We start from the raw sequence: 15,776 nt of genomic DNA, 5'->3' as shown, positions 1-15,776 counted from the left end.
CCCTTTCTTTTTATGAAATGAGACGTCAGCAGTTGTTCCAGTTCGTCTATGTAGAAGGATGGCCATAAATTTTTTCAAGCTTGTTTTTGGACATCACTAAATATGTCGGGAGATGCCGCTTCTTGAATCGATTTATCGGATTTGACACCGAAATTAAATGAATAGGCAGTTGATTAATCCATTTAAACCCCCGATATAACGGATTGGAAATAGGCACCACGTCAAAGCCGAGTTGTCGGCATCCCCGATTTAGCATGGTGATTCCAATGATGGCTTTGATTTCATTCCCTCTCGGATGGTTCTGGATGAATTGGCACACGCCCGGCAACGAACGATCCACACACCGATAAATGATGCGCCCCTTTTGAACGTTATTCGTTACATGCAACACTTGACGCAACAATTGTACATTGTACAAATGAATCTTTACTAATAGATCCTTGTTCCGGATACGTGTTCCGTCAGACATCGCTATTTCCTTACCTCGATAAGTTAGCAGTTTTACCCTGAAAATATTCTGGTTCGCACGGTCGATATAAGTAAGCCGTCTCAGTGAGCAGTATATGGGATCGAAAACGTTCCATGTGGATAACAGATACATTTTTAGTTTCATGCGACATTCCCCTTCATAATCGGCCAATGATGATTAATTTGCATATTTATAAGGAATTTATGATGGGAGTTGAAGGAAAATAATTGCACGAAATAATGTTTTTTCCGACACTATAGAGAAAAAACGGTTAGGTATAATGAAAAAACCTCCCTGGTGTATATACCAGGAAGGTCAACGGTAATATATTCGAATAGCATTTATTGCTGTCTAGAGACCAGATACAACGCAACCCATATTAGGACGAATCCCGTCAATTGCGGAATGGTGACGACTTCCTTGAAGACGATCCAGTTCATCATCATGCCGACGAGCGGGAACGACAGCTCCGCAAGGGTTGCGTAAGAAGCTTTCGTAACGGATAAACCGCGGTAATATAACAACAAGCTTACGAGCCCCAGCAGCAATGCCTGCATGATGATATAAAATGATACGGTGCCCAACTGTGCTGCAGGGATACTCCAACTTGGATGTTCGTTCCATGTAAGCATGAACAACAGTGGCAGTGCCAACAAGAATCGCAATGCCGTAACCGTTTCATATTCCATCTTGTCCAGCATTAATCTGCCCATTACGGTGGACCCGCCCCATAGAAACGCGGCCCCGAAAGCAAGCAGACTGCTCACCCCTACGACCTCACGCACGTGGCCTATTGGCAATGACCATCCAAACGTAAGCAAGTATGTGCCGGCAACTGCCAGCAACAGCAGCATAGGGAAGCGTCTGGGGAGTGTTTCTTTCAACAGAACACGTGCCAGTATGACGGCAAATATCGGTTGCAGCTTCTGTAGAAGCAATACCGCATTCGGATTACCATGTGCGAAAGCTTCCGTGAACATGATGGTCGCCATTACCGAGCCCCCCCACGAAATGAAAAGGAGCGCGAACAAATGACGCCAAGAGCATCCCCGAAGTTCCCTCCGGTGCACCCATAGAATGGGGGCTGCATAAAGGAGTAAAATGAGATGTTCGATGAGGACGATTTGTGTCGAAGTCAAGTACTCCAACACTAGAACTCGGAAGATGGGCCCCAGTCCCCATAGGGCGGCCCCTAGCGCAACGAACAGAACTCCTCTGCGCGTGCTGCTGTTCCTCTGTTCAACGTGAATAACGTGGTCCATATTCAATAACCTCCAAGGTCGTTGAATATAGGATCTGGCTGAAGAAGACATACGTCGCCTATCCGTCATGATGAAGGTCATGATGAAGCAAATTCCGCATTAGAGCTGTCATGTGCAGTTCTTCACGTGAAACGCTTGAGCGATCTTCTCCCATCCGGACTATACCGTCGGCCTTGGAGTTGCACCAAGTCAGTCGCTGCAAACATGCAGCGAGTCGCGGGCTTGGGGCTGCTTCTCAGCCCTTCACCGCCGGTCAGGAATTACACCTGGCCCTGAAGATCCTTATTCAAATTCATAATGTAGGCATTCGAATAAACGGTCATGCCCCGTTATTAATTATAACTCGAATTGGATTTACATCAATATAATAATTCTCCTATACAAATTTCCAATTCGGCTGTAGAGGCTAAATTGCAATTTAGCTCTGCTGAAAAGCCAGCTCTCTAATGATGCCACGCTCCGCAAATCCAATCTTTCTGTACACATTATTCGAGTCGGGATTGACCATATCCGCATACAAGATTGGAATCAACTGTTCTTGTTGAACGATGTCACACAGTTCAGCGACCAAGGCGCTAGCGTACCCCTTTTTCCGATGCTCGGGAGCGGTATAGACGCTGTTAATCCGCGCATGTCTCGGTGAACGATGGGCAATCCGTGCCATTGCTACGGGCTCTTCCTCCCTCGTCCATACCATCATATCACCCGATGCAATGGAACGCTCAACGAATGGAACCTGATCGGAACGAGGAACTGCCGTGCCCATTGCCTCTGCGATAAAGTCAGTGACGAAGCCGCTAATCGTATTTACATGCTCCGGGGCTGCTCTCCGCATCCTCCCCTGCACATTCGCCGGCGCAGTCACATGCTCGCAAGCGTACGATTGCAAGTCCATTTGAAGCTTATATGATCCGCCTACTATGTCCGTATACATCTGTGCGAATAATTCGGCAACTTCCGGATGAGCGGAAATGCCGGGAATGTCTTTATCGATCGTAAGCTCGCATAATGCCATGATGAGCGACTGCTTCTGTTCCAATGTTGCTTCTTCGCTCACCCACAGCCATGCATGTTGTCCGGCGGTTTGGGCAAAGACGGCGTCTCCCTTCTCCGTCCTCATTCGTATGCTGCAATCTTGCGATCCGCAGATGCGATGCAACAGCTGGTACTCCACTTCATTGTCTGTGAAGGGCCGCCGGATAAGCACCGGATCGTTCGGGGAACATGAAATCCACATAATATACCCTCTTTCTTCCGCTACATTTTTTTGTATTCTAACTAGTTTGGTAGTAGCTGTCAATCCATTTTAAAGAGCGGCGGCCGAGGTTTCAAAGCAGGCCCGTTTTCATTACATAAATAAACTGTGACATAAACAAACCTCCCTCGGACTGAACGAGGGAGGCATTTTACCTTGCATATACGCTTATCGAGATAGAGATTGCTGGTAGTTCATGAAGAAGTGGAGAAAAATACCGAATATACAGCGCTTTGTGTTATATTGGGGACGGCGTATAGCGATAAAGCATTATTCCTTGACACTGCATCGCCAGAAATGACACTGGTCCATGTAATCGTCGCCGGAGCGGTCAGTAGAGTAGGATTATACACATAGACCGGCTGAGCCCCTACATCTGTTGGCCTAATGGAGAAAACAATTGTTCCACTAATCACTCCGGTAGTGAGCAAGGTTATGGTGGAAATGATATTGCCCGGAGCTGGCGCTGATGCATTATTCACGACATCGGCGCAAATTTGGAACAGGTAAGTTCCCACAGGCAAATTGTTGACATTGATGGATCCGGAGAACCCCGAGACACTTCCAACTCCCAATACGACGTACGGAATGGCATTGGATACGGCTCCAGGAGACCCAGCTATGCGTTGAAACCCCGAATTAGCTCCCCCATATAATATTATCTTTGTCGAAGTCGAAGGTAACGGCCCTGTTGGTCCTGTACCGCCCGGAGCTCCTGTGGCGCCTGTTGCTCCTGTGACACCCGTCGCCCCTGTCGCTCCCGTGACACCCGTCACTCCTGTGGTGCCCGTCGCTCCTGTGACACCTGTCGCTCCCGTGGCGCCCGTCGCTCCTGTGGTACCCGTCACTCCTACGGTACCCGTCGCTCCTGTGACACCTGTCGCTCCCGCGGCACCCGTCGCTCCCGTGACACCCGTCACTCCCATGTCACCCGTCGCTCCTGTGACACCTGTCGCTCCCGCGGCACCCGTCGCTCCCGTGGCACCCGTCGCTCCTGTATCGCCCGTCGCTCCTGTATCACCCGTCGCTCCCGCGGCACCCGTCGCACCTGCTTCACCCGTCGCTCCTGTGACACCTGTCGCTCCCGCGGCACCCGTCGCTCCTGTATCACCCGTCGCTCCTGTGACACCCGTCACTCCCGTGACACCCGTCACTCCCATGTCACCCGTCGCTCCTGTGACGCCCGTCGCTCCCGTGACACCCGTCGCTCCCGTGGCACCCGTGTCACCCGGCGCTCCCGTGACACCTGTCGCTCCCGTGACACCTGTCGCTCCCGCGGCACCCGTCACTCCCGTGACACCCGTCACTCCCGTGTCACCTGTCGCTCCCGTGACACCTGTCGCTCCCGTGGCACCCGTGGCACCCGTGTCACCCGTCACTCCTGTGTCACCCGTCGCCCCTGTGACACCCGTCGGACCTGTTGGTCCGGTAACGCCGGACTCATTCCATTGCTCGGCTAACTGATATATGTCCGCAATAAACGCCAAGCCTGCGTTTCCTTCTTCTCCGTCATGAAGATAATTGACAACCTGAAATGTAAAGAGAAACTTGGATCCAGGAGTAACACTTGCGGGATTAAAGGATGCAGGTACCGAATAAAATCGGATTTTCTGCCAATTGTACGGGTTCTCTGTATCTGTATTCAAAGAGGCATCAGCTCTCAAAGAACCTGCCTGCAAATCAAAATTAAGTAGGGACGGGTCAACCGGAGAGATTGGATTTCCCATAACATCAACCAATGAAATCCGCAAGCTGCATGCATTATCGCTAAACAATGATAAAATGATAAGATAAGAGAGCTCATCTGCGCCTGGCAAGATAGGCAGCGGCACAGATACCGCCGCAAACCCGCGGCTTTCCCCTGGGATGGCTCCATGTTGCGTCCATATGAATTCGGGATTCATAACCTGGTGAAACCAAGGGTTGTTGTCATTTTGAAAAGTTTCTATATGTGGCCACACAACCGCTGCATTTCCTATATTCACTGCATTCGGAGGACTTCCTGCTATTAATCTTGCCGTTGCCTCATCCCTGGTGGGTGCGGTAACCACATTATTGCTGCAGCTCACAATTCTCTGCAACGGTGTCAATGTCATGAATTAGCACCTCTTTAGCTGGAAGAATTCATTTTTGATTTAATCTTATATTGTATGTTCGTTATCCGTCCCCGGCACCTCTCCGCTCCAGATTTGTTTGGTCTCCCTAAAACTTTGGGTGGCATAACGAAAAAGCCGCTCATCACCAATAGATGAGCGACATTGTATATCCATTCAGAACAGAAAACCAAAATCATTCACTACTGCCGGGATGAACAGCTTCGTCGAAGTCATATCGTTTCTTCCTATTTTAATACGAATCTGTCTGATGCCCTTTGCGCTCGGCTTCCTTGACAGCTTCGCCTGTATCCGCAGAGCCAATCGGGCCGTGATTGGCCGTACCTTGATTCGCATATTGCTGCAGTCCTTCAGCTACTCGACACCCATACTCTTCATCACATTTCGTAAATAACTCGACCATCCGCTCCTGGATATGGGAATTGCACGTTTTTAAGGTGTTCACGAGATTTAAGATGAGATCATCGCGCTCGAAGTCATCAAATGCCCGATAGGTTTCACCTGCTTGCTTAAAATCATTCGTTCGGTCGATGCTTTCGCGAACTAATTTCCCTTCTACATGCGGCGTGTACTCGTTATCTGTTTTCGGCGCCTCTTTCAATCCATTCAATGAAGATGGCTCATAGTTAATATGCGGATTTTGGCCTGGAGCGGCATCCACATAATAGGCCATTTGCCCGTCACGTTGATTGGTAGCCACACGTTTCTTCGGCGCATTTATCGGCAGCTGCAAATAATTCGCACCAACACGGTAGCGCTGGGTATCCGAGTAAGAAAGTGTGCGCCCCTGCAGCATTTTATCATCCGAGAAATCCATGCCGTCCACAAGAACTCCGGTGCCAAAGGCAGCCTGCTCGACCTCGGCAAAATAATTTCCCGGGTTTTTATTCAATACCATTCGTCCAACTGGCAACCACGGGATCTCATCTTTCGGCCATATTTTCGTGTCATCCAATGGATCGAAATCAAGCTCAGGATGCTCATCGTCACTCAATATTTGTACGAACAGCTCCCACTCGGGATATTCTCCGCGCTCAATCGCTTCATATAGATCTTGTGTGGCGTGATTAAAGTTTTTACCTTGAATTTCTTCAGCTTCCGCTTGCGTCAAATTTTTAATCCCCTGCTTCGGCTCCCAATGGTATTTAACGAGAACGGCGTGTCCTTCTTTGTCCACCCACTTGTATGTATTCACACCGGACCCTTGCATCTGTCGATAGTTAGCCGGGATCCCCCATGGCGAGTATACGAATGTGACCATGTGGACCGTCTCAGGCGAGTTGCAGCAGAAGTCGAAAAATCGTTCACCGTCTTGAATATTCGTGATCGGATCCGGTTTGAAGGCATGAATCATATCCGGAAATTTGATCGCGTCACGAATGAAAAATATTTTAAGATTGTTGCCGACCAGGTCCCAGTTTCCGTCCTCCGTGTAAAACTTGACTGCGAAGCCCCGCGGGTCGCGTAACGTTTCAGGGGAATGGCCACCGTGAATTACCGTTGAGAAGCGGACAAAGACAGGTGTTTTTTTACCCGCCTCCTGAAACAATTTCGCTCGAGTATACTTGGAAGCCGGCTCATCCCCGACTTTTCCGTAAGCTTCAAAGTACCCATGCGCACCCGTGCCTCGTGCGTGGACCACCCGCTCAGGAACACGTTCACGATCAAAGTGTGTAATTTTTTCGATGAATTGGTAATTCTCAAGCGTTGCAGGTCCCCGGTTCCCCACCGTCCGTATGTTCTGGTTATTTTTCACAGGATGGCCTTGACGGGTCGTCAGGGTAGATGCTTCTTCTCCTACCGCCATGCGCTTATCGAGTGCGTCCCCGGCACCCGTTACCGAAGTGCCATGTTCCAGCGCATTTTCTTTTTCATTTGTGTTCATCTTCTCATCGTCCATCACTTCATCCTCCTTACGACATGCAAATGGTAAATGTAGGGACATGTGTTATTTTGAAGTAATATGAAATGAATTATTCACTGTTCAATATCTCCGTTCTTTGTAACGGTGTATTGACCCCACAACACACTATACTGCTGATTCTCTCCCGTTAGAATTGTGCAAACTTTTTTTGCTGAAAGATAGGAACGTTGATTCGCAAATAAAATATTGAAGCACTCGGCCTTCCGTCTCATGCATCGCAAGCGGCTCCTCGAACCCATACAAGAGCAATGACGAGGTCCACTGCCGGAAGCGGTTAACGACCTCTTGCAGATCGAATTCTTGCTCCAATGAGCACTTTTCATATCGACAGACTGCTGGACCTTCTTTATGATAGATGGAATAGACTGCGGCGCCGTCAGAGACACACATGCATTATCCGATAATTGATGCAATAAGAAAGAGGTCAGGAAAGATGAACCATGTAATAGATATGCAGGGAGTATATTGGAAAAATGGCAAGGATGTATTGCTGAAGAATGTCAGCTGGAAAGTCGGGCTCCAAGAGCATTGGGCGCTGCTTGGGCTGAACGGTTCGGGGAAAACGACGCTTCTTAATATGATCAACGGATATATATGGCCGACTCAAGGAACTGTATCCGTCTTGGGCCATCGTTTTGGCCAAGTTGATTTGCGCGATCTTCGCAAGTCCATCGGATGGGTCAGCTCTTCCCTGCAGGAGAAGCTATATGGATCCGATAAGACCCAGTTCGTCGTCATTAGCGGGAAATATGCCACCATCGGCTTATATGAACGATTGTCAGAAGAAGACACAAGCCGTGCCGAAGCGCTGATGCGCACACTCGGCTGCGGTCACTTATGGGATCGCGAGTTCAGGACCTGTTCGCAAGGTGAGAAGCAGAAGGTGCTGATTGCCCGGGCGTTGATGGCCGACCCTCAAATTTTGATTCTCGATGAACCGTGCAATGGGCTGGATCTGTTCTCGCGTGAAAGACTACTCGACAGTATTCATGAGCTGACGCAGCAGGAACAGACACCTACATTACTCTATGTAACCCACCATACCGAAGAAATTCTCCCTGTGTTCAGCCACACACTGTTGCTGCGGCAGGGTGAGGTCATCCATAGCGATGCAACGGAACGGATTATGGAGGCAGCTACATTGAGTGATTTCTTTGAAGCTCCCGTGGTAGTAGAGAAGCATCGTCAGCGCGTGTATGTCCGGGTCCCGCATTTGGAGGATTGAAAACGAAACAAATCGAGGTAGAGGGTATCCGCTGGAGAGACCTGGCGATCGCCTTTGAATCCAAGTCATCCCCGCGCAGTCTCATCCCAATGACTTGGAATCAACAGCGACGGAGCGGGTACTCCTACCATTCTTGTTTCCTTTTCACTTCATTTTTAAGTTCTCAACAAGGGTAGTGCAAGCAATTAACGATTAACTCCGAAAAATGTACGCAGCGAATCAGCTACTTCCTCTATTGCTTCTATTCCTTTATCGATTTCGTCGGCAAAACTGACAAACGGATGAATCGTGCCTTCATAACGATGCAAAACGACAGGCACACCGGCCTCCTTCATCCGCTCAGCGTAGGCTTCACTTTCCTCCCGCAGAGGATCGAATTCAGCAGTAATGACAAGCGCAGGCGGCAAGCCGGTAAAATCAGTAAATAAAAGAGGCGAGACCCATGGATTCGTTGCTTCTTCTTCATGACTGTTTAAGTAGTTGTCAAAGAACCATGTCATTTGATCTCGGGTCAAAAAATAGCCCTCGGCAAATTCCCTGTATGTAGCGGTTTGCATAGACGCATCGGTTACTGGATAGATCAGGACTTGATAAGCAATTTTGAGCGTTTTTCTTTCTTTGGCCAAATGAGTGACAACTGCCGCCAAGTTACCTCCAGAACTGTCTCCCCCAACCGCTAGACGGTTCGGATCGAGTTGAAGCTGTTCCGCATTGTCAAAGACCCACTGCGCCGCTGTGTAGGCAGCTTCTACTGCAGTCGGGAATTTGTTCTCAGGGGAAAGCGGATAATCTACAGACACGACGGCACAGTTAGAAGATTTCGTTACCCGGCGACAAATATCATCAAAGCGGTCCAGATCGCCAAGCACCCAACCTCCCCCATGATAATAGACGAATACGGGGTGAGGTCCCTCAATTGCTGGTGTATATATCCTTATCGGAACTTCCCCATGTGCACCCTGAATTGTAAGATCGGAAACTGCTCCAACCTGGATTTTTTCTTTTGCGGACAATAATTCGGCTTGCATTCCCATTTGTCGTTGAAGCTCTCTTGCGATAGCAGGAGGTAAACTTTCAATCGGCGGTTGTCCTTTTAGTTTCTCCAGAAAAGCTTGAGTTTGATGATCGAGCGGCATCAGTCAACGCCTCCTTTATTGAGTGAAATATTTGTCGATATGGTCTTTAAAGCCTATGTAATAAGGTATCTCTATGTTTTTGGCTTGGCCGTCGTTGAGTACATCATAGTACATCCCGAGCATTTCATCTGGGGAATGTGCGATATGAGCCTTCAACATGTTTTGCATTTCTTCTTGTTGAAACATCTTGCGGGTAACCATCGTCAGCAGAAACAAAGGCAGTGTATCGTACAAGGATTGAGGAGCAACTTTCTTTACCTCAAACCCTTTTTGTCGGCATACCCGGAATCCTTCCCGCATGGCCAAATAAGTCTCTTTAATGAATACGGGATTACGGGAAAATTCCTCTACGGACCCAGCCTTGACGACTCCGCCGAGAAATGAGGCTGCCCACACATAATGTGTAGTGAGCCAAGTGGTCATATATTTTGAAACTACAGGTTTAAATCCCGCTTGCTTGAAAATGGCCGCTGCTGCTTTCACTCTCGGTGTTATTTCCCCATTGACTTCACCTAATAGATTCGGAACGGCAAAGCTAGATTCGAGAAAACAATCCAACCTGTTCTCTGTTTTACCTCCGCCTACTGACGGAAAACCAAGAAAATATTGCGAAGCTCGAAGATAAGGTTCGATCTTTTTCCTAATTTCCCACATGTTTTGGAAAAATAAAATATCGGCCTCACCTGCAGCCTCCGATAGCATTGGCAGCACGGATTCCAACTGATTATATTTCACACAGACGAGAATGAGGTCGTATCCGTCAGCAGAAGTAAATTGATCCGTCACCTTTGGCCGGTAGATGGTGTTGATTTGCACTGGTTTTTTTCTTCGCTTGTCAAGGCAAGAAATATGTACTTCTCTCATCGCTTCCAGCTTGTGTGGCCGAACATATAACGTAACGTCATAGCCAGCTTCATGAATAACCCAGGCATAAGCCGTACCGATTACACCTGCGCCTATTACTAATATCTTCATGCTAACTCCTCCTCATCGATGGAGCTGACCGTATCCGAAGCATCTTCCCGCTGTGTTTTGTACGGTTGACTAATCCGTCATCCAACAGTTCGTGAAGCGCTTGAGCAAACATCTTCCTCGGCAACATTGACGCCACCCGTACACATGAATAAAGGAACACGCGCTTCAGGCGTGTTCCCATCAAAATATAAGTAAAGTGCAGCTTCGTAATTATTCTAGGAAATCCTTCAATCGCTTGCTGCGGCTAGGATGTCTCAGCTTGCGCAGCGCTTTCGCTTCGATCTGACGAATCCGCTCCCGGGTAACGCCAAATACGTGGCCCACTTCCTCCAGCGTACGTGTGCGCCCATCATCCAATCCGAAGCGAAGACGCAGCACGTTCTCCTCGCGCTCGGTCAATGTGTCCAACACATCTTTCAGTTGCTCCTTCAACAGCTCATAGGCAGCGGCATCCGCCGGTGCCAGCGCTTCACGATCCACGATAAAGTCTCCCAAATTCGAGTCGTTCTCTTCGCCGATCGGTGTTTCAATCGATACCGGATCTTGTCCGATTTTCATGATCTCCCGTACCTTCTCCGTGCTTAGCTCCATTTCTTTAGCAATCTCTTCTGGCAGCGGTTCACGGCCAAGCTCCTGCAGCAACTGCTTCGTAATGCGATTGAGCTTGTTGATCGTCTCGACCATGTGTACCGGAATACGGATCGTTCTGGCTTGATCGGCAATGGAACGCGTAATCGCCTGACGAATCCACCAGGTCGCATACGTGCTGAATTTGAACCCCTTCGTATAGTCGAATTTGTCCACTGCCTTCATCAAGCCCATATTGCCCTCTTGAATCAGATCAAGGAGCATCATGCCGCGACCAATGTATCGTCTCGCAATGCTGACGACGAGACGCAAATTCGCTTCAGCCAGTCTTTGCTTGGCTTCTTCATCTCCTTGTGCGATCCGTAAAGCCAGGTCAATTTCGTCCTCTGCGGATAGGAGTGGAACGCGTCCAATCTCTTTCAAATACATACGCACGGGGTCATCCAATTTAATCCCCGGCGGCAGTGTTAGGTCGTATTCTTGTTGGTCGTTCATCACAATCCAGTTCCCCCCTATATACTACTTGCAGCACTGAAAATATATTTGACAAAAATCCTATAATGTGGTATGATTTTGATTAATTATATTTATTTTTATAGCATCCGTTATTCTATCATTTTTTCGGGCCTAAATCAACACCTAAATTTCACCTTCTCGCATTTGCAGAAGGTTTTTTTTTATTCTACGTAAGTTAAGCCTAATTGGTTCATATGAAACTCTTAGGTAAACCCATTAAATACATATGGATTATAAGAAACCAACCCTCTCTGTGATGCTACGGATGAATCCATGAGCACACTCGTCATTGTACAACATGAATGAGTGCTACAGCAATTGTTGAGGTGAAACTCTTTTACACCGATATCTAATCTATTTTGACGAATGATATTCAAATTCTCCTTCGATCTATTTTCAGCTATCCCTAAAGTTATTTCATCGTTCTCTACGTACCTCTCTTATTGTGCGCCTCCCTGAACCTTCGTTATAATGAAGTCATAATACTAGCTGCAAGGAGAATCCTCAATGAATACGAAAGAAATCGAAGAACAGATTATTCGAAACTACCAACAAGACGAACAAATGATGATACTTGTGTTCGCGCAGTGGTGTATCAATCATGACCTTGATCCCGCTGAGTTATATCATCGCGCCTATCCGAAGCAAGGAGAAAATCATGCGTTGCAAGAAGCGATGGAATTGACGGTTGCCAAGGAAGAAGCTGGAGACATTCCCCTTGATACATTGCTTGGCGTCTTGTCCTTATTTGGCAACGAAGACTTGGCGTTCGTCGTTACGGAGGAAATCAACAAGCTCAAGAAGAGCAAGTAACTGAGCTTTGGTATTATTTCGAATACATCGACGCAGAGCTGGCTGCGGATCAATATGGAGAACTCGATATTACCTCTAGGCCCATTGAAGTGAAAGGTGCTTCAACGGGTCATCCCCCATTTTCCGCATAAAAAACGCGTTTCTTACACAAACTGCTCTCATATGAACAAACATAAGGATGAGAATCATGACATGTAAGGCCGGAACGATACATGAGCAAATCGAGATAAATGTTGAACGGCTGCAAACAATATTTACACACGCTCCGGACCTGGTTATTCGCAGCCTCGAGCTGATAGCCGGCCCTTCTGTAGTTCTGGTTTATTTAGAGGGATTGGTATATATGAATTCCATTAATCAACATGTCATCCGTCCCCTCCTTGACTCTAAATCCCACAACGGTTTTTCGTTGCCGAGGATCCGCAAATCGAAGCATCCATCAAGGAGCCCATCAGGGATTCGTCGAAACGGCAATACAAAACATTTCGCTTGTGCGCCGCTATATTCCAAGCCGGGAGCTGAAGATCAGCCTGGTTTCTGCCCAGAACATGGACGGCCTGGGTTATGCTGTTGTTCGTCGTTCTCGTCTACGTGATGGCCCGCAATCAACTACATGTCATCGTCCGGTATTCAACAAGGAAGCAAAAACGAATGAAGAAGAGTTCGAAGTTACCGCCTCTACGTTGCGGCGCTCCAGAGAAGAATTCGACAAGCTTGCGCTCGGAAGCACATCCGCTGGCAAGACTCAGATACTGCTCATCGGCAAGCGCTTGGCTCAGTAAGGAAACTGGGAGGCATTGTTGGACCCGTTCTACCGGATACGAAGAGTACGGTTACCGCAAGAATAGCCTTGGTGGAAGGTCCCCTAAGCGACGTGCTTCATTTCTCCCCCAACAACAAGCCGCGGCTTCCGCTTCATCTGTCCAATCTGATTGATACAGCCGTTTTCCGCAACGAGACGACCAAGACGAATTTGCAGGAATTCCACCGTCAGTTGAAGGAAAAAGGCATCACGCCAAGCATGACGGTTCTATGTAAGGAAAAAGATATAATCATTCTCGGAACAGCATTGCTGGACAAACATGCCCAGTATTTATTTACGATAGACTCCGACGAAACGAAGCTGTTGTATATTCTGAAGCACCAAACGAGTAGAGAATTTCCATTTACCTTGAAAATGCCGATGGCAAGTTTGTATTTGACGTTGAAGTGAACACGGGTGTCTATTTAATGGAGCACCTGTTTCCGTTTGACGTGCGCAAAGAAACGAAAAACCTGGAGAAAGATATTGCCCAGCAGCTGCAGCAGAAGTTCGAGCGGCTCATTCGCAATCTGCAAAACGCAAAGATTGATCCTGCTGGCTTAGGCATGTATGCAAGGGCATATGCATATCCGCAATGGTTGAAGGTAAGCGATAACTGGGGCGAGGCGTTCAAAGACGCCGAGGTTAATGTGAAGGTAAATGTAAAAATAATTGGTATGGGCGCCGTAAAATAAAATCGAACGTGCAGGCGGTTAAATTTATGAGACCAAAATGAAGTCAAAAGGAAACATGCATGGTGGGGGGCTGCTTTCGTTGCTTTTGAATCCATGGCATTTGGTTAAGAATGTCTCTGGAGACATGAATTCAAAGGCGATCGCCAGCTCTCTTAGCAGACACCCTCCACCCCTATTTGTTTCATTTTCAACCTTATTAGGCATCTTCGACAGCCGAACGCTTAGCCGGTTCATCCCGTTATGGTTCGTCTACATATTCGTCCTTGTCCGCGATTTCAACGATCCCATGTTGTAAATCAGCGGGAGAATCAACCTGAGCGATTGATGGTGCAACACATTGCTCCTGTAATGCAGCCTCTTCCTTGACGAATTTCTTGTCGGATTCAACATTTTTCTTTCCAGGCATGGATATCCTCCTTTCTTTCATTGACACTAGGATACCCGTTATGACACAAGCTTATTGATGCAATCATAGATGTTCGATGCGCATTCTTTGTTATAATAAGAAGAGATTACGTTCATAAGAAAGAAGAATGAAGCTATGGCATTTGGTATTACAAGAACAGAATTGTCGGTGTGGAAAGAACGCGTAAAACGGGGAGAACTCGCCTACTTGACCCATTATTGGCTGGACGATCGCTTTCCGGGCATCAAGACCGTAACCAAGGTAGGCTGCAGTGATTTACAACGCTTGACCGAGTGGTGTGCAGCTCATGGCTTGAACCCAAAGTACATTCATCATCGTCCTCCTTTCCCCCATTTCGACCTGATGGGACCGAAGCAGCAGCAAATATTGGCTGAAGCCGGGCTGCACGACCATTTAGAACGGTTTAACCTGTTGTAGCCGAGGAATGAGTGCTCTTCATTTTCATGGCAGAGCCTCACTCCCCCGGTTCGGTAATTTTTTGGAATTAGTTGACTGACCGAAGGGGAGAGTGATCGGAAGAGCCGAATGGAGGGATTATCGCCTCTCCAAAATCTTGAGATAAGTAACGAAGCTGTATCAAACGCTAATCAAGAAATTCATTAGTTCAACTTATATAGTACCCTGACTATTTTTATAACTTTCTATCAGTTTCTCGATCAGTTGATGCGTGTCCATCACACGGTCGGCTGCGATCGTACAATGCTTCGGATTGTCTAATGATTGCAGGAAATGATTCACAACGCCTTCAAAACCGCGGCGATAGCCAATCGTGTCCCAACTGCTGAATCGTCTTATTTGCTGACCGCTGTTCCGATCGTTCCAGACCGCAGATTCCAGGTTCGTAATCTCTGCTGTTCTCCCGCCTCCATGCAATTCCAGCCGCTCCACATCCGCCCCAGCTCGCCGGTTCATGCTGAACAGCGCCATCGAACGCGAAAAAGCCACGCTCCCTGCAGCATGCAGCAGTCTTCCCTCTTGATCCTGTTCCTGCATATATGACGCTAGTTCGTATGGCTTGGCTCCACACCACAACAGAAGATCAATCATATGAATCAGATCATCATACAATGTCTTATCTGCCGACATCGATTGCTGTCTGGTCCGATGCTTTTGAACAATGCACAGATCGAATCCTCCGACTTCTTCCATCCAGTCCCGCGCCTCTTGATACATCGGCGCAAAGCGCCTATTGAATCCAACAGCCAACAATCTATCATGCTTCAATGCAGCTTCCGCCATCCGCTCGGAAGCATTGATATCGTAAGACAGCGGCTTGTCCACGTAGACGTGTACGCCTCGTTCCAGACAAGTCGTCACCACGTTCTCATGAGTGTCGGTCGGCGTATGTATGAATACAGCATCCAGATCCAATTGCAGCAGTTCGTTCACATCCGTGCACCTGCCAGAGATACGGTACTGTTGTCCGATTTTCTCTACCGTAGACGGCGTTCTGCTCATAATGCCGGCGATATCGATTCCTTCATGCTTCCCCAGTACGGGGAGATACGCCTTCTGAGCGATATCCCCCAGCCCGATAATCCCGATTCGTTTCTTCATGACGGTTCCTCCTAGTTT

The 15,776-nt window shown here is 48.0% G+C and carries 17 protein-coding genes and 1 riboswitch; of the genes, 6 read left to right on the top strand and 11 right to left on the bottom strand.

Going from position 1 to position 15,776, the window contains the following annotated elements:
- Window positions 1-46 precede the first annotated feature (46 nt).
- From LQV63_RS11670 to LQV63_RS11645, 6 genes are all read right to left on the bottom strand, one after another.
- Window positions 47-601 (bottom strand): YkoP family protein, encoded by a 555-nt coding sequence (locus tag LQV63_RS11670; protein ID WP_407672916.1) that lies wholly within the window; start codon window positions 599-601, stop codon window positions 47-49.
- A gap of 209 nt (window positions 602-810) precedes the next feature.
- Window positions 811-1,731 (bottom strand): DMT family transporter, encoded by a 921-nt coding sequence (locus LQV63_RS11665; RefSeq protein ID WP_026011128.1) that lies wholly within the window; start codon window positions 1,729-1,731, stop codon window positions 811-813.
- 138 nt (window positions 1,732-1,869) lie between these two features.
- A riboswitch (FMN riboswitch) is annotated at window positions 1,870-2,015 on the bottom strand.
- A 134-nt stretch (window positions 2,016-2,149) separates the two neighbouring features.
- Entirely contained in the window at window positions 2,150-2,968 is an 819-nt protein-coding gene (locus LQV63_RS11660) for a GNAT family N-acetyltransferase (protein ID WP_233696843.1), read from the bottom strand.
- Window positions 2,969-3,180: 212 nt separating this feature from the next.
- A complete protein-coding gene (locus tag LQV63_RS11655) occupies window positions 3,181-5,082 on the bottom strand; it encodes a hypothetical protein (RefSeq protein ID WP_233696842.1) in 1,902 nt (633 codons plus the stop codon).
- A 250-nt stretch (window positions 5,083-5,332) separates the two neighbouring features.
- Window positions 5,333-6,907 carry a catalase gene (locus LQV63_RS11650; RefSeq protein WP_233696918.1) on the bottom strand — a complete coding sequence of 525 codons (1,575 nt, stop codon included), beginning with the start codon at window positions 6,905-6,907 and terminating at the stop codon, window positions 5,333-5,335.
- A 222-nt stretch (window positions 6,908-7,129) separates the two neighbouring features.
- A complete protein-coding gene (locus LQV63_RS11645; protein WP_233696841.1) occupies window positions 7,130-7,414 on the bottom strand; it encodes a hypothetical protein in 285 nt (94 codons plus the stop codon).
- 43 nt (window positions 7,415-7,457) lie between these two features.
- On the opposite strand from LQV63_RS11645, the gene LQV63_RS11640 reads away from it, so the two are divergent.
- The gene (locus tag LQV63_RS11640) at window positions 7,458-8,249 is read left to right on the top strand and encodes an ABC transporter ATP-binding protein (RefSeq protein ID WP_233696840.1); all 792 of its coding nucleotides are present in this window, start codon (window positions 7,458-7,460) and stop codon (window positions 8,247-8,249) included.
- Between the two features lie 185 nt (window positions 8,250-8,434).
- On the opposite strand, the gene LQV63_RS11635 is transcribed toward LQV63_RS11640, so the two are convergent.
- From LQV63_RS11635 to rpoD, 3 genes are all read right to left on the bottom strand, one after another.
- The gene (locus LQV63_RS11635) at window positions 8,435-9,385 is read right to left on the bottom strand and encodes an alpha/beta hydrolase (protein ID WP_019424021.1); all 951 of its coding nucleotides are present in this window, start codon (window positions 9,383-9,385) and stop codon (window positions 8,435-8,437) included.
- Between the two features lie 15 nt (window positions 9,386-9,400).
- Complete coding sequence (locus LQV63_RS11630; RefSeq protein WP_233696839.1) at window positions 9,401-10,360, bottom strand: ketopantoate reductase family protein; 960 nt, start codon at window positions 10,358-10,360, stop codon at window positions 9,401-9,403.
- 210 nt (window positions 10,361-10,570) lie between these two features.
- The gene (gene rpoD, locus LQV63_RS11625) at window positions 10,571-11,443 is read right to left on the bottom strand and encodes an RNA polymerase sigma factor RpoD (protein WP_036705433.1); all 873 of its coding nucleotides are present in this window, start codon (window positions 11,441-11,443) and stop codon (window positions 10,571-10,573) included.
- 528 nt (window positions 11,444-11,971) lie between these two features.
- On the opposite strand from rpoD, the gene LQV63_RS11620 reads away from it, so the two are divergent.
- The 4 genes from LQV63_RS11620 to LQV63_RS11600 all read left to right on the top strand — a co-directional run bounded on the left by LQV63_RS11620 (window position 11,972) and on the right by LQV63_RS11600 (window position 13,774).
- Entirely contained in the window at window positions 11,972-12,277 is a 306-nt protein-coding gene (locus LQV63_RS11620; protein ID WP_233696838.1) for a hypothetical protein, read from the top strand.
- A gap of 548 nt (window positions 12,278-12,825) precedes the next feature.
- The gene (locus LQV63_RS11610; protein ID WP_233696923.1) at window positions 12,826-13,059 is read left to right on the top strand and encodes a hypothetical protein; all 234 of its coding nucleotides are present in this window, start codon (window positions 12,826-12,828) and stop codon (window positions 13,057-13,059) included.
- A 71-nt stretch (window positions 13,060-13,130) separates the two neighbouring features.
- Window positions 13,131-13,490 carry a Ger(x)C family spore germination protein gene (locus tag LQV63_RS11605; protein ID WP_233696837.1) on the top strand — a complete coding sequence of 120 codons (360 nt, stop codon included), beginning with the start codon at window positions 13,131-13,133 and terminating at the stop codon, window positions 13,488-13,490.
- On the top strand, window positions 13,487-13,774 hold the full coding sequence (locus tag LQV63_RS11600; protein ID WP_233696836.1) for a Ger(x)C family spore germination C-terminal domain-containing protein: 288 nt from the start codon (window positions 13,487-13,489) through the stop codon (window positions 13,772-13,774). The genes LQV63_RS11605 and LQV63_RS11600 overlap by 4 nt, the downstream gene beginning before the upstream one ends.
- A 238-nt stretch (window positions 13,775-14,012) precedes the next feature.
- On the opposite strand, the gene LQV63_RS11595 is transcribed toward LQV63_RS11600, so the two are convergent.
- Entirely contained in the window at window positions 14,013-14,180 is a 168-nt protein-coding gene (locus LQV63_RS11595) for a hypothetical protein (RefSeq protein WP_233696835.1), read from the bottom strand.
- 135 nt (window positions 14,181-14,315) lie between these two features.
- On the opposite strand from LQV63_RS11595, the gene LQV63_RS11590 reads away from it, so the two are divergent.
- On the top strand, window positions 14,316-14,618 hold the full coding sequence (locus LQV63_RS11590; RefSeq protein ID WP_026011314.1) for a hypothetical protein: 303 nt from the start codon (window positions 14,316-14,318) through the stop codon (window positions 14,616-14,618).
- Window positions 14,619-14,810: 192 nt separating this feature from the next.
- Here the strand turns inward: LQV63_RS11590 and LQV63_RS11585 are convergent, their stop codons facing one another.
- Window positions 14,811-15,758, bottom strand: a complete 948-nt coding sequence (locus LQV63_RS11585; RefSeq protein WP_233696834.1) for a Gfo/Idh/MocA family protein — start codon at window positions 15,756-15,758, stop codon at window positions 14,811-14,813.
- Window positions 15,759-15,776: the final 18 nt, after the last annotated feature.

The sequence above is a fragment of the Paenibacillus profundus genome (assembly GCF_021369635.1).
GTDB lineage: Bacteria > Bacillota > Bacilli > Paenibacillales > Paenibacillaceae > Paenibacillus_B > Paenibacillus_B profundus.
This window is presented reverse-complemented; position numbering and strand designations above follow the sequence as displayed.